Origin of the sequence: Lysinibacillus sphaericus (genome assembly GCF_015844675.1) — a bacterium.
GTDB classification, from domain to species: Bacteria; Bacillota; Bacilli; order Bacillales_A; family Planococcaceae; genus Lysinibacillus; species Lysinibacillus sphaericus_E.
The window spans coordinates 20,205-42,249 of record NZ_LDGC01000009.1 but is presented as its reverse complement, the minus strand read 5'-3'; the positions used below and the strand labels follow the sequence as shown (position 1 = coordinate 42,249).

Sequence of the window (22,045 nt, the reverse complement as noted above, 5' to 3'; positions counted from 1 at the left end):
ATGTTATTACGATATTTTTACGATGAAAAATTAGCGCACGCTTCTTATGTTGTGGGATGTCAGGCGAAAGGTGAAATGGTCATTGTTGACCCGATGCGTAATATTGAGCCCTATCTTGCATTAGCAGAAAAAGAAAAGATGCAAATTGTTGGCGCGTTAGAAACGCATATTCATGCCGATTTTGTAGCTGGGTCTCGTGAATTAGCAGACCATGTTGGAACAACGATGTATATTTCCGACGAAGGGGATGCTGATTGGAAGTATCAAAACCTTGAAGGAATTCCTCATCAATTATTAAAAGATGGTGATGAATTTTCTATAGGTAATCTTATTTTTAAAGTCATGCATACACCAGGACATACGCCAGAAAGTATCTCCTTTTTATTAACGGATCGTGGGGGTGTAGCAGATAAGCCAATGGGGATTTTTACAGGTGACTTTGTCTTTGTAGGTGATATTGGACGCCCTGACTTGTTAGAAAAAGCTGCTGGTATTCAAGGTACATCACTATCTGGTGCTAAAGCGATGTTTAAATCATTAGAACGTTTTAAGGCTTTACCAGATTATATGCAAATATGGCCAGCTCATGGAGCAGGTAGTGCTTGTGGTAAAGCATTAGGAGCTGTGCCATCATCAACAGTTGGGTATGAGAAGCAATTCAACTGGGCTATGCAATTTGATGATGAACAAAAATTTATTGACGCGTTACTAGATGGTCAGCCAGAACCTCCTTATTATTTTGCTGTTATGAAGCGTGTCAATAAAGTAGGGATAGAACTTCTTAAGAACTTACCACCAGTAAAGGTAGTGTCAACCTATGAAGAGATTACTCAACTTCTTGCGGATGGGAAGCAAGTGATTGATACTAGACCGGCGGAAGATTTCTCACAAGGATTTATCGCAGGTACACTAAATATCCCTTACAATAATTCATTGACCAATTGGGCTGGTTGGTTAGTAGATTATACAAAACCGTTATATTTATTAATTAATCCTTCCCAACTGGATGATATTTTAATAGCATTACGTTCTATCGGTATCGACAATGTTGTTGGCTATGGAGATGTGACAAAAGTTTTGGAAGAGGCTACTTCTCTAGACAGTTATGAAAATATAACTCCTTTAGAAGCAAAGGCGTTTATTGAAAGTGAAAAAGTTCATGTGCTTGATGTGCGAAATCAAACAGAATATGATGCAGGGCATATTGAAAATGCTCAACATATTATGGTTGGTACACTAGCTAGACGTTTAGATGAACTGCAAACTAATAAAAAAATTGTTGTTCAATGCCAAAGTGGTGCTCGTTCTGCAATTGCTGTAAGTGTACTAAAAGCAAACGGTATTCACGACATTGTAAATTTAACGGGTGGCTATATGGCTTGGCAACAAGAGGCAGTAACAAAATAAATGAGGTTGTTCTAAAAGAAAAATAGCATACTAGTGATCCTAGTCTGCTATTTTTCTTTGCGGTTTAGGGAGGCGTTATGAGATTCGTCAATGGAATGCTAAACGGATTTAGACAACCTTTTTTCTCGGTAAAAGGGGTTAAAAAATGATTATTGTAAGTTTGAGTATATTTCTTCTTATTATTGGTAGAATTATTTATAAACGGCATATCCCAGTTCGTCAAATACAAGAGTGTTTACTACAAGAGTTGAATATGGGAATGGCTATAGTGGATGTACGTGATTATAATGACTCTTATAAATCACCTACACCAAATGCATTAAATTTACCAATTGCTTATTTAGTACGTCACATGCATGAACTACCAAAAAAACCACTTCATATCATTGCATCAACACAGCTAGAAAAAAATATGAGTGTTCGTATCATTCGGAAAGCAGGGCATGAAGTAAGGAGTTATAGCTTAATAGAAGAAAAAGTATAAGGTCAATTATGCTGAAGTAACAAGTAAACTTAAAGGAAGGCCTTATGCCTTTTTTAGCTAGGAGTGTGTTTAGAATGGAGAAAGAACAGCTGAAAAATAAATATTTACAGCAAATATTTCAATATATTCAAGATGGCATCATCATAATGAATCAAAACCGTGAAATTTTAATGATGAATCCCTCAGCGAAGCGGCTATCGGGATGGGAATTAGGAGATCGAGTGCCCTTTTGTTCATTTTGCGAAAATCGTCAAAAATCTCCAAAAGAACATACATGTTATTTAATAGAGCATAATGAGGTTCCTTATTTTTTATCGAAAATGCCGACGTATCATGGTAGTAAGATAGATGTTGAAATGAGCACGGCACTGATGTATACAGATAGTAACGAGCAAACGTTTCTTCTTGTGTTGCGCGATCAGACCCTTCAGTTAAAGGAAGAAGAGGCTCGGATTTCAAAGCTGATTATTAAAAAACTGATTGAGGCAAAAGAGGAAGAACATAAAAGGCTTGCGCAAGAATTACATGATGGCGTTGGCCAATCATTATATACAATATCTGTTGCATTGCAGGCGGTTGAATCTTATGTCAAAGACAATGAAAAACTAAATACGTATATCGAAGAAGTACGCAATGAGCTAGAGCAAGTAATGAATGATATTAAATTGTACTCTTATCAGCTTCGTCCTCATAGTATAGATCAGTTAGGGATTACACCTACATTAAGCACCCTTGTCGATTCAGTGCAAAAGGTACATCCTGATATTGCTATATCGTTAGAAACAGATTTTGAAGAACGGTGTCATCCATCTGTAGAAATCAATATTTATCGCGTCGTGCAGGAGGCTTTGCACAATATTACTAAATATGCAAAGGCCTCTAAAGTCGTCATTCGCCTCGAAAAGAAAGCTACAAATTTATCACTTTATATAGAAGATAATGGTGTAGGGTTTGATTTGCAGTACGTGAAAAAGGAAGGGCTTGGTTTAAAGCATATGGAGGAGCGAATTACACAATTAGGAGGATCTTTTAATATTAATTCGGCTCACAATAAAGGTACTAAAATTAGCATTCAAGTACCTAATTGGAAGGATGACTTTAGATGATTCGTGTTTTAGTAGTAGATGATCATGTGCTAATCCGTAAAGGGATTGTACTTTTATTGGAAAATTATAAAGATGTACAGGTTGTAGGTGAAGCGGGTGATGGAGCGGAAGCAATCACTCAGGCAATATCATTAAACCCGGATGTCATATTAATGGACGTATCCATTCCGAATGGGTTAGATGGGTTTACGGCTACTCAAGAGATTCATAAGCAAATGCCTAACGTGAAAATTATTATGTTAACAATGCACAATGAAGTTGCTTATATTCAAAAAGCGATTGCTGTTGAAGCTCATGGCTATATTTTAAAAAATAGTCAAGGTGGAGTTCTCTATGAGGCTATCCGCGCTGTATATAGTGGTCGTATATATTATAACGTGGGTATTCCACAGGAGCAGCTTAATAAATTGTTTGAACATAAAGGGCATGAAGAACAATGCATTTTAACTGTGCGTGAGCAGGAAATAATGAGGTTAACAGTTTTAGGATATACAAATGTCCAAATTGCTGGGCAACTATATATCAGTAGTAAAACGGTTGAAAATCATAAATCAAATATTATGCAAAAACTCGATTTAAGTAATAAAGCTGAGCTTATTCAATATGGACTTGCAAATAACTATATGTAACAGCGTATTGCAGTTAGAATCTGGTGTAATATGAGAATTGAAATATATAGCTCTTCGGTAAAGTGAGGGTTGATTTACGTTCCGACTAGCGCTTTCTTGGAGTCGCCAACTCGGAGTGAAGATCAACCTATATTTATTGATACACTTCATTTTATATTTATTTTTGTCAGCAAGCTGGGATCACTCGAATGATGAGTGATCTTTTTTTATTTTTTAGAAATAATTTTCAATATTGTCACAGTGAGTAAAGCTAATAGTGGAAAACCCCTATATGTCTGGAATTACAGCAGGACTATACTGAAGGCACATAAATAAAAGGAGATGCAAGCACAGTGGATATAACATTTATAATTGTGATTTTCCTGATTGGATTCGTTGGATCTTTTGTGTCCGGCATGTTGGGAATAGGCGGTTCAATCATTAAATACCCAATGCTGCTATATATTCCACCACTTTTTGGCTTAGTGGCATTTTCAGCACATGAAGTTTCAGGTATTAGTGCGGTACAAGTGTTTTTTGCTTCGATTGCAGGTGTTTGGGCATATCGAAAGGGTGGCTATCTTAATAAGTCCCTTATTCTTTATATGGGAGGTGCCATTTTAGCTGGTAGCTTTGTCGGGAGCTACGGATCACAGTTTTTATCTGAAAGTGGTGTGAATGTTGTATACGGGATTTTAGCCTTGATTGCAGCTGTGATGATGTTTATTCCTAAGAAACAAATTGATGATAAGCCATTGGGTGAAGTAACTTTCAACAAGCCGTTAGCCGCAATTTTAGCATTTATTGTTGGGATCGGCTCAGGGATCGTTGGTGCTGCAGGTGGTTTCTTGCTTGTTCCGATTATGCTTGTAGTACTCGGGATCCCAACGCGCATGACGATTGCTACTAGTTTAGCCATTACGTTTATCTCATCAATCGGTGGAACAATCGGTAAGTTAATGACAGGACAAGTAGAGTACTATTCCGCAGGTATTATGATAGTGGCAAGTTTACTGGCGGCTCCTCTTGGGGCAAAAGTAGGTAAAAAAATGAATACGAAAATTTTGCAAAGTATTTTAGCCGTACTCATCTTAGCGACAGCGATTAAAATTTGGGTTGATCTATTATGATGAAAAAACAAAAAGTGGTTGCCTATAAATCACATGAAAAAAAGCTAATAATGATAAGTTTTTTAGTAGCGGGGATAATGTTTCTTTCAATTATTGGAAGAATTTTTGGTGCCTAGGAGATGAAATAAAATGAATGATTCAGCTGTAATGTGGAGTCGGGCCTTAACAGAGTTAACATTGTCATTCCATATTGTTTACGCAACAATTGGCGTCGGTATACCTTTAATGATTATGATTGCTCAATGGGTTGGATTGAAAAATAATGACGAACACTATTTATTACTTGCGAGAAGATGGGCAAGAGGGTTTGTGATTACTGTGGCAATTGGTGTTGTCACTGGTACTGCGATAGGATTGCAGCTATCACTATTATGGCCAAACTTTATGGAGTTGGCAGGTCAGGTAATCGCATTACCATTGTTTATGGAAACATTCGCGTTCTTTGTTGAAGCTATATTCTTAGGGCTTTATTTATATACATGGGATCGATTCAAAAATCCAAAGCGACATCTATTATTATTGGTCCCAGTAGCTATTGGTGCTTCTATGTCGGCCGTTTTTATTACGATTGTGAATGCATTTATGAATGCACCGCAGGGCTTTGATCTTGTAGATGGAGAGCTTGTAAATATTCAACCAGTACTAGCAATGCTAAATCCTGCAATGCCAACGAAGGTAGCGCATGTATTAGTAACGTCTTATATGACGTCAGCATTTTTATTAGCTTCTATTGCAGCTTATCGTATGCTGCGAGGATCGAAGCATGTATATCACAAAAAAGCATTACATCTTTTATTGAAACTTGGACTAGTATTTTCGCTAGCAGCACTAATTGTAGGTGATTTTTCCGGGAAGTATTTAGCTGAATATCAACCAGAAAAATTAGCTGCTGCTGAATGGCATTTTGAAACAAAAGAGGATGCTTCGCTTGTGCTATTTGGAGTATTAGATGGGGCAGAGGTGAAATATGCCATCAAAGTACCGTATGCATTGAGTGTATTGGCGCATAATAATCCTTTTGCAGAAGTAAAAGGTTTAGATCAATTTCCGGAGGACGAACAGCCGCCACTCTATATCCATTATTTGTTTGACATCATGGTAGTGATCGGAACTTTACTAATTTTCGTTGCAGCTATTTATGTGTTAGGTAAGTGGCGAGGATGGAAGTTTATTTCTTCAAAAAGTTTTAAGAGAATAGTAGTTGCAGGTGGTCCGCTATCGCTTATTGCTGTTGAGGCGGGCTGGTGGTTTGCGGAAGTAGGGCGTCAGCCTTGGATACTGCGTGGTTATATGAAAACGGTGGAAGGTGCTACAACAAGTGGCCAAGTCGATACGATGCTAATACTATTTGCGGGGCTGTACATTGTATTAGCGGTAGGAAGTATCGTTGTACTTATCCGTATGTTCCGTAACAATCCGATTGAACGTGAAATTGAAGAACATAAGCAAGTGAAAGGATGTGCAGGGCAATGAGCTTAGAAATATTAGGGATTTCAGTACTATGGTTATTTCTATTTGGCTATGTCATTGTTGCGTCCATAGACTTTGGAGCGGGCTTCTTTAATGCGTATAGTGTCTTGATTGGTAAAGACCGAATACTAGCCAATGTTATTAAGCGTTATTTATCTCCGGTGTGGGAAATTACAAATGTCTTCCTTGTATTTTTCTTTGTTGGAATGGTAGGTTTCTTTCCTCAAACAGCTTATTATTACGGCACGATTTTGCTAGTGCCAGTCAGTATCTCATTAATATTAATAGCAATTAGAGGGAGTTATTATGCATTTGAATCCTACAGTGAAAAAGGTGGACATATTGGTTATACAATGATGTACGGAATTACTGGTTTATTTATACCTGCATCCCTTTCTATTGTGTTAACGATATCTGAGGGAGGGTTCGTAAAAATTGTCAATAAAGAACCGAATTTACAAATTGCTAAACTTTTCACGAATCCGTTAACTTGGTCTATAGTGCTATTAAGTATAGTGGCAGTTTTGTATATTTCGGCTGTTTTCTTAACATGGTATGGGAAAAGAGCGCGGGATGAACATGCCTCTAATTTAATGAGAAAATATGCCCTCAGTTGGTCTTTACCGCTCGTGATAAGTGTAATAGGGATTATGGTGGAGTTAAAGGGACATGTGCCTGAGCATTATGAAAATATGTTAAATCTGTGGTGGCTTTTCGCTATTTCAGGTGTGCTATTTCTTTTAACACTAATTCTTTTGTTTAAAAAGAAAAACTATGGCATAGCCGTCTTTTTAATGGTTGCCCAGTTTGGCTTTGCATTTTTCGGCTATGGTATTTCACATTATCCGTATTTACTGTATCCGTATTTGTCGGTCTATGATAGTTTTACAAATGAAACAATGGCGATTGCATTAGTGATAGCGTTTGTTGGAGGATTAGTTCTACTCATCCCTTCACTATATTTAGTAATGAAATGGTTTGTGTTTGATCGTGATTATGTTTGCGGTAAACATGATCACCATGCATAGGGGGAATTATAATGAATCAATTTATTATTTTGTATGCACCTTTTCTTGTAGTAGCTATTAGCATTGCAGTTGGCTTTTGGATAGGACCGAAAGATCGCCAAATTAAATGATAAATGTATTCATCATTGTATGAGAGTTGATTTCCGTTCCGACTGGGCGCTTTGTAGCTGACGCTTTGCTTTCCCTACAGAAAACATTTGTTGTTGCTGTCGCTTCGCTTTCGCACAGAGCAAAGCTTCCTGGGGGCGTCCGATGAGCCGCTTGGGCCAACATGATGTTGGTCACGAAGGCGTTATCACAGGATGTGATGTTTTTAGCCTCCGTTCCCCTATTTGCTCGTTCCAGGGTCTTAATCCCTAAGGAGTCGCCCAGTCTCCGCTCCAATCAACTTATAGGTTTATCAAATGCGCATAATAAATTAATTTAATAGGATAGAAGCTTAAAAAGGAGCTAGATGGAAAGTCGTGAATGTTTGACTTTCCGTCTAGCTCCTTTTGTTTATGTGGTTATTTTAAGCATCGCTCAGATGGTCGTTCAATTTTTACATAGCGCCACAAGCTATTAGCGATGTCACGTGCCTCTTCTGCGTGTACGGTTCCAACGAATGCTTTACGGAAAGGCGTAAGAAGAGATTCGATGATAAAGAGCTTTGGCTTTTCGCGCTGTAGTTCCTCTAATAAGAATTCCACATACTCTAAGCCTTCCGCTGTTTCATTCTTAGGCAATCCTTTTTTAAAGCCTGTTAATTGTTCGATGACTGTTTCCTTATCCACAGTTTTATAGTTCGCGACGTTTTGTATCGTGTTGATCATTTCCGTACTAATGAGAATTTCTTTTGATTCAAGCATAACGGGTATAATTACGCTAATATTGCGTAATGCTACACGTACAATGGCTTCGCGATTTATATATTTATAATCAGCAATTAAGACAGCACGTATTGAAAGGTTAATCATACCAAGTGTCTGCACAGCACATTCATAGCTAATTGGACTAACTTCTTCGCCGAAAACTTGTACAAGTCGGTTTGCGAGCCACTCCAACTCTTGTAAATAATAGTTTAAAATTATTTTTTTTAATTCGATATCCCTAGAGTGGAAAATCGATTCAAAAATTTGAATTAAATTATGTTCTCGATTGACATACATAAGTACGGCAACTTGCTGTGTTAATACTTCTAAATCAGTAGGGTCTTTACCATAAAGAAGTTCGTGGCGGCGATTACTTGCCTCTTCGCGCCCTTCGTCTAATATGGCGATTAAACATTCATTTTTAGAAGAAAAATGATTATAAAATGTGCCCTTTGAAATTTTTGCTGCACTAATGATGTCGTTCATCGATGCATCCACGAATCCTTTTTCGATAAAAAGAGCACGGGCAGCAGTGATAATTTGTCTTTTTCTTTTGTTCATAACCTCACCTTTTTTGAAATATTATACTCTTATTCTATATCGAAAACGCTTATATATCAATGTTTTTAAATTTTATAGACTTAATGGTTGAAAAAAATAGACTGCGAGTATAAAATAGGTTTTATCGAAAAAAACAAGAAAGAATTGAGGGATATAAATGAATAGTGAGCAAACACTGAAAAAGCCCCCCTATGGAATGATTTCAATTTTATTTGTGGGTGCTTTTGTTGCTTTTTTAAATAACACATTGTTAAATGTTGCATTACCAACAATCATGAAAGATTTTGATATAACGTATTCAACAGTACAATGGCTCGCAACAGGTTATATGCTTGTGAGTGGTATTTTAGTACCTGCTTCAGCATTCTTCGTAACACGCTTTAAAAATAGACATTTATTTATTGTAGCGATGTCAGTCTTTACAATCGGTACGGTTATGGCTGGCTTTGCACCTAACTTCGGTACACTTTTAGCAGGTCGTATGGTGCAGGCAGCAGGGGCAGCAAGTATGTCACCACTTCTAATGAATGTAATGCTGATTAGTTTCCCAAAAGAAAAACGCGGGGCAGCAATGGGTATTTTCGGTCTAGTGATGATTTCTGCACCAGCAATCGGCCCTACATTATCAGGATATATTGTTGAGCATCACGATTGGCGTATGTTATTCCAAATGATTATTCCGTTTGCTGTCATTAGCTTATTGTTTGGTATTTGGAAATTAGATAATGTAATGGAGACACGTAAAGTTCATTTAGATGTTCCATCAGTACTATTATCAACAATTGCATTCGGTGGTATTCTATATGGTTTCAGTACGGCAGGGGATAAAGGCTGGTCAAGTCCTTGGGTATATGGCACGATTTCAGTTGGTATCCTTGCTTTAATCATCTTCATATTTAAACAACTACGTATGGATCAGCCTTTGCTAGAATTACGTATTTATAAATATCCAATGTTTGCGTTGGGATCAGCTATCTCGGTTATTGTCTCAATGGCTATGTTCTCTGGGATGATTTTAACACCAGCTTATGTACAATCAATTCGTGGAATTGAACCATTCGAAGCGGGCTTAATGATGCTTCCTGGGGCACTTGTAATGGGGATTATGTCGCCGATTACAGGGAAGCTTTTTGATAAATTTGGCCCTCGTTTATTAGCGATTATTGGTTTAACGATTACAACAATTGCAACATTCGGTTTAACAAAGTTAGAGTTGGATTCAAGCTATACATTTATTGTGTCCATGTATACAATTCGTATGTTCGGTATGTCAATGGTGATGATGCCAATTATGACAAACGGTTTAAACCAGTTACCACAAATGATGAACCCACATGGTACTGCCATTAACAATACTTTACAGCAAGTAGCAGGTGCGATCGGTAGTGCTGTGATGGTAACATTCATGAATAACCGTACAAAAGCAAAAGTTGAAGAATTAATTGCTGAAGCAAAAGCGAATGCAGCGCAATCAGGTGTTGCATCAACACCTGAACAAATGCAGCAAATGCTGGATCAGATTAAGCAAACGGCTTTATTAGATGGTATTACACACTCATTCTTAATTGCAGCTTGTATTACTGTTCTTGCACTTGTACTTGCGTTCTTCTTAAAACGCGTTAAAGTTGAAAGCGCAGCGGCTTCAATGGATATGAAAAAACCAACTAAATAATAATGAGTTGATATGCTCCCCTATAGGTAGACGGATGAAATATTCTGTTTATCGAAGGGGAGTTTTTTTATGCATTATATATGGGCACTCAAAAAAGCACGGATATTAGCGAAAGCTAAAGGATGGAGGAATATTTTAAAATCATCCTAACCTTTTACGCTAATGTCCGTGCAATAATTTTAATCATTCTTTTTAAATAATGCTCCTGGCCAAAACGCATATTTACCGAGAACAGTAGTAATAGCAGGTACTAGCAATGGACGTACAATGAATGTATCAAGCAACACGCCAATTGCCGTAACGACACCGAACTGAACAAGTACTTGAATAGGTAAGGTAGCAAGGACAGCGAATGTTCCAGCTAAAATAAGACCAGCAGATGTAATAACGCTTCCTGTTCTTATGACACCTTCCTCAATAGCTGTTAAATGATCTACTGTTCTACGTTTTTTCCAAATTTCCGAAATCATAAAGATATTATAATCTTCCCCGAGAGCTACTAAAAATACAAATGCATAGAGTGGAATTGCTCCTGAAATGGCATCTGCCCCCATTACATGGTGTAAAATTAGCCAACCTGCACCAAGTGCCCCGAAATAAGAAATAATAACTGTTGCTAATAAGTAAACAGTAGCTGTTACGGAACGTAAATAAATGAATAATAATAAAGCAATTAAAGCAATCATTGTTGGCATAACAACAGTTTCATCGCGTACAGTTAATTGCTGTGTATCATATTGACTAGCTGTTTCGCCGCCAATCCAAATATGTTTATCTGCATCTTTTATACCTTCAGCCTCAAGCATTTTTATAACCGCTGCTTTAAGCTCTGGAATATGAGCTAACGATTCCTTAGCATAAGGATTCGCGTTTAAAGAAATCTCGTACAATTGGATAGCATCATTTTTCTCTCCAATTCGGCTATCTGCAACACTATCAATATAAGAGATTTCAGCTAATTGCTGCTGCAAGTGAATATCTTTACCCTCAGTATCAATGACGAGCTGAACTGGAGCTAATTCGCCAGGTGAAAAATTTTCTTCTATTAAATTAAAGCCTTCGCGGGATGGCATATTCTCAGGAAATGACGATAATAGATCAAAAGTATACTGAATACGTGGTACGAATGCTGCTAACCCACCAAGGAACAGTAAAGTGACAACAATGACCACCCATGGTTTATGCGTTACAGTACGCCCGATTGTGCGGCTTATTTTATGTGTTGGTTTGTGCTGTTTTTTTCCTTTTTTATAAGCCATATCCTCTGTTCGCGGTATGAATGGGAAGAAGGCAACGCGACCTATAATAACAAGAATTGCTGGAAGTACAACTAACGCTGCAACACCCATCACCAGTACACCAAAACTAAACGGAATTGCAAAGCGTTGGAATGCACCATAATGGGCAAGGCTAAGAGTAGCTAAACCGATAACAACCGTTAATGCACTCATCATAATCGCACCGCCAGACTCCTTTATAGTAAGCTTCATGGCAGTAGTCTTATCTTCAATATGAAATAATATCTCTCGATACTTTGATATTAAAAATAAACAATAGTCTGTACCTGCTCCAAAGAGTAATACAGTCATAATAGAGACAGCCTGGGAGTCCTTATCGATCCATCCATGATCGGCGAAAAAACCGAGCGTTGGACTTATAACGACGTAGGCAAGAGCGACAACCATTAATGGAATAATGGCTAATAACGGTGAACGATAAATAATAATTAGTAATACTAAAACAAGGAGCACGGTCGCAATTAGTAATTTAACATCAGCTTGGGAGAATAAACCGACAGCGTCCGTAGCGATACCAACCGGTCCAGAATAACGCACATGAAGATTGTCACTATCTAAGTCTTTTTCTATTTGGATATTATGCTTATCCATTGTTTTTGTTAATGTCTTTAAACTCTCTCGCAACGCATCCGTAGCCACGCCTTTTTCAAAGAAAACAGGAGTTACAATTGTTGTGCCATTGTCAGATGCAAACGCTAAAAAGGCTTGAGGTGGCATTTTATCATATGGTGGAATAACAGTTTGATTTGCTAAAGGTTTAGCTTTAAGCTCACCGTAAACCTTTTGGATAGCAACAAAATCATTAGTAGTTAACCCGCTATCTCGATGCCAGACAAGTAATAAGGGTGTACCTGCATCATTGGGAAATTGTTCTGCAATAATAGTTGCTGCTTGCTGAGACATTTCACTTTCAGGTAAATTTTTACCAGATTCACTCTTGATACTATTAATCTGTGGCCAGGCAAATGACAGTACAACAACAAGTGAAATCCAAAAGGCAAGGGCTAAAAAGCGTCCTTTTTTACTTGTTACCATTGAGCCCCATTGCTCTAGTGGGTGCTTTTTCATTTAAAGACCTCCGTTTCATGTAAGTGATTTTAATTATATATACCAGAAGGTTAATTAATCAATTGTAAAAAATTATATGCTATACTATGTCTAAAATGAATCCTTTATAAGGGGGCGAACTTGTTGAAGCAGTCACCGCGTGTTCTCGGAAGACCTCGCCATGATGAGAATGCGAAACCAAAAAAAGATATTGTTCTTGAAACGGCAACAAGGCTTTTTATCAAAGAAGGCTATAAAAATATTTCAATGGCTGATGTAGCAAAAGCTTGTAACGTTACAAAGGCTACTATCTATTACTATTACCCGACTAAAGGGGATTTATATACATCAGCGTTGCTGGCAATGATGGATCAAATCAAACTGTCCATTTTACAGATCTTAGAGGAGTCAATATCATTTAAAGATCGGTTGGAGAAGCTTGTTGGAATTCATTTATCGGCCACTGTAGATATTGATATGAAAAATTTTATGAGAGAAGCGACAATTAATTTATCGGAATCTCAATTAAAAGAAGTGCAAGCATCAGAAAATAATATGTATAAAACGATAGAACAGGCGATGCAGGTAGAGATGGAATTAGGCACCATTCGAAAGGGGAATGCTACTTTTTTTGCCCATTCATTTATGGCTTTAATGTCAGTAGGATACGTTAAAGATAGGGAAGGGAAAAGGATATTTCAATCAGAAACTATAGCCGCGAGAGAAATTATAGACTTTTTCTGGAAATCTGTTGAAAAATGATTTCTTTCATTTTATGTAATGTTAATGCTGAAAATAAAATAAGTATTACGCAATCGATTTAGGGGAAGTTTAAATCAGAGGTATTTTAATAAATTTGAGATTAAAAATGTTGTATTTGGGATGCAAAGCAAACTTAATTACAAATATATAGTTACAAATCAATGAATTTTGAAAAGATTGTCGAAATTGTGATTTAGCTCATTGAAATAATATACAAACAACCTTATAATGGAGGTTGTAACGTCACCAAGACAAGATAGGATGGAATTATGATGCGCTTTTTGCAAAATAAAGTTAACATTGTAATAACAAATTATACGAATTGCTATCCAGTTCTTGAGACTGGTGATTTGTAAGATATAAGCGCTGTAACGACTGTTAAGAAGTGCCTTAATGGTCTTTTTTACATGGAAGTAATAAAAATTAAAATAGTGATAGTGATGGCAAAGGAGAGTTCAAAATGTCAGAAACGAATAACCAAACACAGTCTGAACAATTAACTGTGAGTCAAGAACAATTGGATGTGCTAGATCAATTATTAAAGCCTGAGGTTCAGGAATCACTTACAACTTTAGTTGAACAATTACCAAAGTTAACTGAAATGATGACGTTATTAACAAAATCATATGAGTTTGCTCAAGCTGTTGCAACTGACGAAGTACTGAAAAATGATACTGTTAGTGCGGTATCAGAAATGGCAGGCCCGGTAGTAGGGTCAGCTAAAAACCTTGCAGCTACTGCAATTGAAGCGAAAGACCGTGCGTCTGAAAGCCAAGAAGCAATTGGTTTATTCGGTCTTATGAAAATGTTAAAAGACCCACAAGTTCAAGGTGTTTTCCGTTTTGTTAATGCTTTCTTACAAGTAAGCGCTGAACGTAAAGCTAAATAAGACTCGACTTGAGATATATTCAAAACGTACGGACGGAGGATTAATTAATCATGTCAAAAGAAATCGTCATCTTAGGTGCTGGTTACGCTGGCGTTTTAACTGCATTAACAGCACGTAAGTATCTATCAGCTGATGAAGCTAAAATTACTGTAGTAAACCAATTCCCAACACACCAAATCATCACTGAACTTCACCGTTTAGCTGGTGGTACTATTGCTGAAGGTGCTGTTGCTTTACCACTTAAAAAAATCTTTAAAGGTTTAGATATCGATTTACAAATCGCTAAAGTTACAAAATTCAACGTAGACAGTAAAAAAGTTGACCTAGATACTGGTTATACTTTAAATTACGATACTTTAGTAGTATCTTTAGGTAGCCAAACTGGATTCTTCGGTATCCCAGGATTAGAAGAAAACTCAATGGTACTTAAATCAGTAAATGAAGCAAACAAAATTAACAAACATATCGAAGACCGTATTAAAGCATATGCACAAACAAAAGACGAAGCGGATGCAACAATCGTTATCGGTGGTGGCGGTTTAACAGGTGTAGAGCTTGTTGGTGAAATCGTGGACAACTTCCCGAAAATCGCAGCAAAACACGGTGTTAACTTTGCTGACCTTAAAATTAAACTTGTTGAAGCTGGTCCGAAAATCTTACCAGTACTTCCAGATGTACTTATCCAACGCGCTACTGAAAGCTTAACGAAACGTGGCGTTGAATTCATTACTAGCACTCCTGTAACAGGTGTTGATGGTAACGTCATTTCTCTTAAAGATCGCGAACCAATCGTTGCCAATACGCTTATTTGGACAGGTGGGGTAGCTCCACTTCCAATCGTAGGCGAGTCTGGTCTTGCAGCAGACCGCGGTAAAGCTACGATTAACGAATTCTTACAATCTACATCTCATAATGATGTATTCGTAATCGGTGATGCATCTGTAGCATTACCAGCTGATGGCGGACGTCCGCTATACGCACCAACTGCTCAAGTTGCATGGCAAATGGGTGAGTGCGCTGGATACAACCTATTCGCACAATACAAAAACCAAGAGATGAAGCCTTTCTCTGCAATTAACTCTGGTACACTTGCAAGCTTAGGCCGTAAAGATGCTGTAGCGACAATCGGTGCTAGCAACACACAACTTAAAGGTCTTCCTGCAACACTTATGAAAGAAGCGTCTAACATTCGCTATCTAACACACATTAAAGCGCTATTCGGCTTAGCGTATTAATATTTTAGGGGCATGAATCAATAGTTATATTGAATTCATGCCCTTTTGTTTTGATAAGGTAAACATAGAATTTAAGGTGAAGTGAATGCCAGACATTCCAGCCTTAAATTTGGATGGAAGAGTTGAAGCGATGGAAAGCAGAGTCAGGGCGAGAGAAAGAAATCAGAGCGACGGAAGGTAGAGCCAGAGCGACGGAAAGTAGAGCCAGAGCGACGGAAAGTAGAGCCAGAGCGACGGAAAGAACAGCTGAAGTGACGGAAGAAATCAGAGCGACGGAAAGTAGAGCCAGAGTGACGGAAAGAACAGCTGAAGCGACGGAAAGTAGAGCCAGAGCGACGGAAGGAAGAGCCGAAGCGACGGATAAAGCAGCCAAAGTCGTGGATAGCCTCGCCCGAATCGTGGATAGAACCATCAAATCGACGGATAGCAGAGCCAAAGCGACAAATAGAGCGATTGATACATCATCTGTAAAATGCCATTATGTCTTATCCCAACATTTAGTAGCACCTCTAATAGGAGGTGCTACTATTTTTATATCGCTATTCCTTCTACCCATTGAGTTCAAGAAATATTTCTATAAAATCTGGCCTTAGAAGGTTGAACATTAAAAATTAGCAGTACAAACGCTACCACAAACATAATAATGGCTGCACAGACAACAACGTATCGAATAGATGTAATTTCAGCGGCAACCCCAAAGACTGCAGTAATGATAATAATGAACAATGCTTCTACAAAACCATAAATACTGCCTATTCTCCCCATGCTATCGACAGGAATATTATTTTGATAAAATGTATGGAAGCCCGTGTTGGCAAAGGCCATCGCAAAGGACAAAGTAAAGCATCCTAAAGAAGCGATAAGAAATGTATAAGAGGATGTGAAAATTAAATAGCCTAATGCTGTTATTAATGACCCTAAACCTATAAGCCAAGCAGTTGGTATTTTTTCAACGATGGCTGTATTCATTAAAGAGCCAACTAATACTCCAGCACCTGCTATGCCCACCAAAATACCGTATTCACCTTCGGATAATGATAGTATTTGAGTAGCAAAAGCAGCTTCTAAAGAATCTGTCGCTGTCATCATGACAATCATTGCACTAAATAAAAGATAGACCATCATAATATAAGGATTTTTAAGGCTAAATCTTATAACAAGCTTCCAATCACTGAATAAAACCTTGTAGGAAAATTTCGCATGGGCCTTACTTGCCAGTTGTTGATTAGCCTCAATATTAGGCATTCTAAATGTAATACAAGCTGATAAAAATAAAGCAATAGCATTCAAGTAAATTGCCATATTAGGTGATCCAATCGTAAATAGCAGTCCTGCAATAGCTGGACCAGTTACGAATGCACCAGAATCAAGTAAGCTGCGAAGTGAGTTAAAACGTTTTCTTTGTTCAACGGGTATCAATTTCGTAATGTAGGTCATGGAAGTCGGATGATACATAGAGCTAGCTATTGTGATAACAAAGACCATGAAATATATCCAAGTCAAAGTAGAGAAGAAAGGTAGTGTGACAATTAGTAAAGATTCGAAAAGGTTGAGAACTATCATGAGGTGTTTTTTATTTAAACGATCTATCAAACTACCTGACCAAAAACTGGCGAAAAGTGTGGATAAAGCCCTAACGATATATAAGCCAGACACAGCGATAGCGGATCCTGTAAGGTTTAAAACAATTAGATTTAAAGCTATAAAATATATCCAGCTTCCGACGCTGGAAATACCAATACTAAACAATAATATAGCCGGATAACGCCACGTTTCTTTTAATTTATTCACGCTCATATAAATTCCTCCTTGTAGTTAAGACAAGTAACTAAAACAAAAAAATCCCACCCCCAAGACGATTTGTCTTAGGGACGAGATTGTGGAATTTATACTCACGTGGTGCCACCCTAGTTCACTATTATGTCACCATAATAGCCTTTTCAGTACGGCATAAATATTTATGCTTATACTGTTTCTCTGTAACGGGAGTTCCCGTCGCACCATCATTCAAAAAGAAATCCAATGCGCTACTCCGAGGCTTGTTTCAATAATTCGTTCTTACTCGTTTTCAGCAATCCGAGCTCTCTGGGAAGAACAGCTTTATTTACTCTTCTCTTCAATGTATTTTTGATAGTGTAGCATATGTTTGTAATTCTGGAAAGATGTTGAAAAAAAATCCGGTATTCTTATTGAAGATAGGCTGTAAGCTTTGTTAAAAGTGATTGGCAAAGAATCACTGATTCTACCGTATGATTTCTGATTTCAAGAGAATGGTCAGCGTTTTCTACAATAACAAGCTCATGTGAAGAAAGTTGCTCTAATCTTTCTTTTGAATAATGAGGATCAGCTGTACCGATTGCAAGAAATGCCTGCTTGCCAAGCAAGTTTTTCATTACATGATCAAGTGACACTAGGGGTGTCAAAAGTACATAACAGGAAGTAACAGACGGAACTTGCTGCATATAAAAATCAGTGATTGGTAATGTTCCGAGTGATTTTCCTATATAAACAGCTTCGGTATAAGATTTTGTGCTTAAAACATGTTCTACGATAGGATTCGCGGCATTAGAAACCATTGCTGAAATAGCTTCGGGCTCCTGCTCAAATTGCTGTGGATCAAATGCGTAGCATACTTGCACTACATCATAGCCAAGCTCTAGCATCAGCTCAGTGGAATAATAAAGAAGCGGTTTTTCATACGTATAGCCAGTGCCAGAGAACATAAAGCAGACTCTATCACTTTCGTTATCAAAATAATTGTATGGAACATCGTTGTATTGTTCTTCTCTAGGTTTAATTTTCATCATATTTCCTCCTTGTCATACCAAATTGTTGAAAGGTCGATATAGCCTAAGTGGTTGAAGTCCAATTCTAAAATATCGTTGGCAAACGGAATATCATCAAGATGTGTAAATAATGGTATCAAAATAGCTTCTTCAATTAAATAGTGGTTTAAAGAATCGAAAAGTGACGGCCATTCTGCCACCGTGGCTAATTTGAATTTTTCAAAGATGTTTATAAAATAAGCATCTTCTTTGCACACTTTGTAAATTGGAGAAATAGGGCTGAACAAGTCATGCATTTTGTGGAAAGCGCTATTTACAGTTGTGACATTCGTATAAACAAATGCATCGTATTTAAGAGGGTGAAGACTATCTTTAATATAATCAGATAGTGTTAATGTTTCTATTTGTGGGTGGTAACCATATTTCCCTAAAGATGAAACTAAGTGTTGGCTTAAATTTAATTTTTCTTTAGGTACACCGATTTTTAAAACCTCTTTTTTACTTAGAGTCGAGATAGTTTTACTAAAACTTCTTAAATGATTTTGTAATGCAAAATCACTCTCAATAGGTTTATATAAATGTTTATGTATTATGTTTTTAATATGTTGCCTTTGCGCTTTAGTAGAACAAGATTCTTCATTTTTATTTAAAATGACTGCACAAATCCCGTTTTGGATATTCATTTTTTTATGATTATTATTATTTGAGAAATTAGTTTGATAAAACGAATTCGATCCTTTTGGAAGTATGTTCAATTCTACCGTATGCAATAATGCTCGCATGCCAAAATAATTGTCGGATGCTTCTAAAATAATTTGATGGGGTGTATGTTTTGATACTTCAAATGAACCTGTTCCGAAAACTACATTATCTACAATTTTATAGATACTTGCTTGTATATCTGTTAGTAAGTGTAGTGCATATGTACAAGGCTCCGAGAAAATAAAATCAATTGTCCACATATCAACAATGATAATTTCCCGAATAGGCTGCCATAAAGGTAGATGTAGTAATTGGCGTAAACACCAAGTTACATCTTGTGCAGTTAATAAATCGCCATTGTGGAATGCAACATTTTTTCGTAAATAAAGACGTAATGTTTCTCTATTCATTTTCCAATGGTGCGCAAGAGAAGGGAGGATATTACCATTTGCATCTGCTTCAACTAAACGATTTGTTAAATTGGATATGAGTGCGGCACTATAAACATCGTTTACTTGATTCGGCTGTAAATTGTGAATAGGATGGTAGATTGGCACAATCAAATGCTCATTATGTAGAATATTGTTTTTTATATTTAGTTGATATAGATGCTTAAATCTCACGGCTAAAGAATCTGTTAAATCAGGAAATGCGAATAATTCCCCCCAATCAATCATAGTCATTGTTGAGAGATGAGGTTTAAGCTGATCTACAATAATTTGCTCAATATCTCCCTGCCATTGAATTTTGGATAAGTGTCCACGACCATTCCCGGCATGATAAATAAGCCAATTGTATTGCTGAAACAATTTAAGGTAACGATTCAGTTGCTTAGGACTTATATTTAATAAAGTTGCTAATTGCTGGTGATGAAAATCGTTGTCTTTCTGTTGGCAATAGAGTGAAAGTAAATAAAATAGTGTTTTATTATTTGATAGAAAGGTGGACATTTAATATCTCCTTTTGTCTCTTTTTGTGAATTTCGTTCTATTTTATAATCTAACTATAACAAGGGGGGAGAAATTTATGAAGGCTGTAATTATTAATGAGTTTGGTTCTTCTAATGTTTTAAAGTACGTTGAATGTCCAAAACCGATTATTTCCGCAGGGGAAGTATTAATACGTACGACATATACGAGTGTGAATTTTGCTGATATTAAAAATAGAACAGGTAGTAAAGCAAAAGCAAATTTTCCAATGATACTCGGTTTAGATGTAGCTGGTGTAGTTGAAGAGGTTTTTGATGAAAATAGTCCATTTAAAGCTGGAGATGTTGTCATTGCATTCCCGAAAAATGGAGCTTATGCAGAATATGTGGTGGCGAAAGAGCAGCTTATTTTCAAAGTTCCAGAAGGGGTTCCTTTGGAAAAAGCGGCCGCTGTGCCAACGGTTTTGTTTTTATCCTATCTCTTAACACATCAAATCGCTCCAATTCGTACAAATGATAGCGTATTAATTCATGCGGCATCTGGTGGGGTAGGGACAATGCTTATTCAAATGGCGAAAAAGCTAGGTGCTAAAAATATTATTGGCACAGTCAGTGATATGAAAAAAGCGACAATTGCCTATGGGCTAGGTGCCCATCATGTACTGACATACGATGATTTTAGTGCGCAAGTCAATGAATATACGGATGGTCAAGGTGTAAACATCATTTTTGACTCCATTGCTGGAAATATTACAGAAGAGAGCTTTCACTGTTTAGCTCCGTATGGGACACTAGTGCAATTTGGAAATAGCGGTGGTAAAGCAGGTACTATAAAAACATCTGATTTACATAATAGCTGCCGCAATGTGAAAGGCTTTAGCTTAGGAACGACTCGAACTTCCAAGCCAGAAATGCTACAACAAGTTGCACAGGAGATGTTTGCCTTGCTGAAGGAAGAGAGCTTCCAAGTACCTATTGCGAAGGTCTTTAAATTAGAAGATATGCAGAAAGCCCATGATCTGATGGAAAGTCGCCAGCATCAAGGGAAAATATTAATCAAAATATAAAATAATATGAATGAAATAACAGCGAATGAGGACGACTTTTTAAATTAGAACTATTAAATGTTTTAATAAGGAAAGCTCTTGTTAAGCACCTTTAAATTTGGATATTTATTGAATAAGCAATGAAAAAGATGACTCTGATATGTCAGAGTCATCTTTTTTATACCTGCAAGTTAGTGTTATTGCTTGTCTAGTTCATTGATTTTTTCATATATTCGTCGTTTGCGATAGAGCATAATTCCTGCTTCAGCAACATCTTCAATCATTCCTTTATTTGCATAAGCTCCGAAAATCATCCCAGCTACCGGAATCATTTGAAACAGCTTTTTCCAGCCGAATTGATCGCGATACGTAAAAAATACTTCCTGCCAACCTTGCAGTTGTGAAATCATATCCTCCGCGGCATGATTCGTCGTATGCATAGAAGAAAGCTCTTTCAATATAGCTTCTTTGCCGACAATATCAGCAGAGGAGAATTGGAGACATTTAACGATGAAAATTCGTTCCATTTTATCGTTTGGATTATAGCCGTGAATGATCGCAATCTCCTGCAATGTTTTTAAAGCCATTCCTAAAATAAAAGGAATATCAATAGCCAGTGTAAAGATACCACCAAAGCCGGTAGAAGCACCTTGTACTGTTGCTAATTTTACACGTTCATGTTGGAGTTTGTCGCTTAGAGCAATCATATCCTCCAAAGGGATTTGTCCTATATCGGATATAGCAAAAATGTCATGAATCGAAGAATTGTTGCGGATGTTCTTCAGTATAGCCTGTTCATTTATTAAGTATTGCCCACCTGATTGAATATAGCTTCCTAATTCAGCAACTAGTAATGCTATTTTATTTTGAAGAAAGGCGGGTGTCATCTTGTCTAAGATTTTAAACGGAATGCGACCTAATTTCTCCCAAAACCACAAGTCTTTTTGATCTTGCTCCCAATCTTGAATTTCTTGCAAATGCTTTTCTAATTGCTCGAGATTCTCCATTTTGTCTATTCCCCTTATATGTGCGTTT

The 22,045-nt window shown here is 37.2% G+C and carries 19 protein-coding genes and 1 other annotated feature; of the genes, 13 read left to right on the top strand and 6 right to left on the bottom strand.

Going from position 1 to position 22,045, the window contains the following annotated elements; all coding sequences use genetic code 11:
* The 8 genes from ABE34_RS03050 (at position 1) to cydS (ending at position 7,343) form a co-directional block, all read left to right on the top strand.
* On the top strand, positions 1-1,407 hold the full coding sequence (locus ABE34_RS03050) for an MBL fold metallo-hydrolase (protein WP_197140395.1): 1,407 nt from the start codon (positions 1-3) through the stop codon (positions 1,405-1,407).
* 145 nt (positions 1,408-1,552) lie between these two features.
* The gene (locus tag ABE34_RS03045; RefSeq protein ID WP_197140393.1) at positions 1,553-1,891 is read left to right on the top strand and encodes a rhodanese; all 339 of its coding nucleotides are present in this window, start codon (positions 1,553-1,555) and stop codon (positions 1,889-1,891) included.
* A gap of 74 nt (positions 1,892-1,965) precedes the next feature.
* On the top strand, positions 1,966-2,997 hold the full coding sequence (locus ABE34_RS03040; RefSeq protein WP_197140391.1) for a PAS domain-containing sensor histidine kinase: 1,032 nt from the start codon (positions 1,966-1,968) through the stop codon (positions 2,995-2,997).
* Entirely contained in the window at positions 2,994-3,626 is a 633-nt protein-coding gene (locus ABE34_RS03035) for a response regulator (RefSeq protein ID WP_197140389.1), read from the top strand. Before ABE34_RS03040 ends, ABE34_RS03035 begins: the two co-directional genes overlap by 4 nt.
* A gap of 332 nt (positions 3,627-3,958) precedes the next feature.
* Positions 3,959-4,735 (top strand): TSUP family transporter, encoded by a 777-nt coding sequence (locus tag ABE34_RS03030; protein ID WP_197140387.1) that lies wholly within the window; start codon positions 3,959-3,961, stop codon positions 4,733-4,735.
* Positions 4,736-4,864: 129 nt separating this feature from the next.
* On the top strand, positions 4,865-6,208 hold the full coding sequence (locus tag ABE34_RS03025; protein ID WP_197140385.1) for a cytochrome ubiquinol oxidase subunit I: 1,344 nt from the start codon (positions 4,865-4,867) through the stop codon (positions 6,206-6,208).
* Complete coding sequence (locus ABE34_RS03020; protein ID WP_197140383.1) at positions 6,205-7,233, top strand: cytochrome d ubiquinol oxidase subunit II; 1,029 nt, start codon at positions 6,205-6,207, stop codon at positions 7,231-7,233. Before ABE34_RS03025 ends, ABE34_RS03020 begins: the two co-directional genes overlap by 4 nt.
* Before the next feature lie 11 nt (positions 7,234-7,244).
* Positions 7,245-7,343, top strand: coding sequence for a cytochrome bd oxidase small subunit CydS (cydS, locus tag ABE34_RS25780; protein ID WP_386829881.1), 99 nt, complete (start codon positions 7,245-7,247; stop codon positions 7,341-7,343).
* 396 nt (positions 7,344-7,739) lie between these two features.
* On the opposite strand, the gene ABE34_RS03015 is transcribed toward cydS, so the two are convergent.
* A complete protein-coding gene (locus ABE34_RS03015; RefSeq protein WP_197140381.1) occupies positions 7,740-8,645 on the bottom strand; it encodes a TetR/AcrR family transcriptional regulator in 906 nt (301 codons plus the stop codon).
* Between the two features lie 157 nt (positions 8,646-8,802).
* On the opposite strand from ABE34_RS03015, the gene ABE34_RS03010 reads away from it, so the two are divergent.
* A complete protein-coding gene (locus tag ABE34_RS03010) occupies positions 8,803-10,317 on the top strand; it encodes a DHA2 family efflux MFS transporter permease subunit (protein WP_197140379.1) in 1,515 nt (504 codons plus the stop codon).
* Between the two features lie 179 nt (positions 10,318-10,496).
* Here the strand turns inward: ABE34_RS03010 and ABE34_RS03005 are convergent, their stop codons facing one another.
* Positions 10,497-12,683 (bottom strand): MMPL family transporter, encoded by a 2,187-nt coding sequence (locus ABE34_RS03005; protein WP_197140377.1) that lies wholly within the window; start codon positions 12,681-12,683, stop codon positions 10,497-10,499.
* Between the two features lie 123 nt (positions 12,684-12,806).
* Between ABE34_RS03005 and ABE34_RS03000 the strand changes: the two genes are divergently transcribed.
* The 3 genes from ABE34_RS03000 (at position 12,807) to ABE34_RS02990 (ending at position 15,548) form a co-directional block, all read left to right on the top strand.
* Positions 12,807-13,424, top strand: coding sequence for a TetR/AcrR family transcriptional regulator (locus ABE34_RS03000; protein WP_197140375.1), 618 nt, complete (start codon positions 12,807-12,809; stop codon positions 13,422-13,424).
* Between the two features lie 460 nt (positions 13,425-13,884).
* On the top strand, positions 13,885-14,313 hold the full coding sequence (locus ABE34_RS02995) for a DUF1641 domain-containing protein (RefSeq protein WP_197140373.1): 429 nt from the start codon (positions 13,885-13,887) through the stop codon (positions 14,311-14,313).
* A 50-nt stretch (positions 14,314-14,363) separates the two neighbouring features.
* Positions 14,364-15,548, top strand: a complete 1,185-nt coding sequence (locus ABE34_RS02990) for an NAD(P)/FAD-dependent oxidoreductase (RefSeq protein ID WP_197140371.1) — start codon at positions 14,364-14,366, stop codon at positions 15,546-15,548.
* A 561-nt stretch (positions 15,549-16,109) separates the two neighbouring features.
* On the opposite strand, the gene ABE34_RS02985 is transcribed toward ABE34_RS02990, so the two are convergent.
* The 3 genes from ABE34_RS02985 to ABE34_RS02975 all read right to left on the bottom strand — a co-directional run bounded on the left by ABE34_RS02985 (position 16,110) and on the right by ABE34_RS02975 (position 19,986).
* Positions 16,110-17,345, bottom strand: a complete 1,236-nt coding sequence (locus ABE34_RS02985) for an MFS transporter (protein WP_197140369.1) — start codon at positions 17,343-17,345, stop codon at positions 16,110-16,112.
* A 67-nt stretch (positions 17,346-17,412) separates the two neighbouring features.
* Positions 17,413-17,677, bottom strand: a binding site (T-box leader).
* A 57-nt stretch (positions 17,678-17,734) separates the two neighbouring features.
* On the bottom strand, positions 17,735-18,355 hold the full coding sequence (locus ABE34_RS02980) for a hypothetical protein (RefSeq protein WP_241747266.1): 621 nt from the start codon (positions 18,353-18,355) through the stop codon (positions 17,735-17,737).
* A complete protein-coding gene (locus tag ABE34_RS02975; RefSeq protein WP_197140367.1) occupies positions 18,352-19,986 on the bottom strand; it encodes an ABC transporter substrate-binding protein in 1,635 nt (544 codons plus the stop codon). The genes ABE34_RS02980 and ABE34_RS02975 overlap by 4 nt, the downstream gene beginning before the upstream one ends.
* A 76-nt stretch (positions 19,987-20,062) precedes the next feature.
* Between ABE34_RS02975 and ABE34_RS02970 the strand changes: the two genes are divergently transcribed.
* Positions 20,063-21,031: a quinone oxidoreductase family protein gene (locus ABE34_RS02970; protein ID WP_197140365.1), complete on the top strand. Its 969-nt coding sequence runs from the start codon at positions 20,063-20,065 to the stop codon at positions 21,029-21,031.
* A gap of 176 nt (positions 21,032-21,207) precedes the next feature.
* Here ABE34_RS02970 and ABE34_RS02965 read toward each other — a convergent pair whose 3' ends face one another.
* The gene (locus ABE34_RS02965) at positions 21,208-22,017 is read right to left on the bottom strand and encodes an EcsC family protein (RefSeq protein WP_197140363.1); all 810 of its coding nucleotides are present in this window, start codon (positions 22,015-22,017) and stop codon (positions 21,208-21,210) included.
* Positions 22,018-22,045 lie beyond the last annotated feature (28 nt).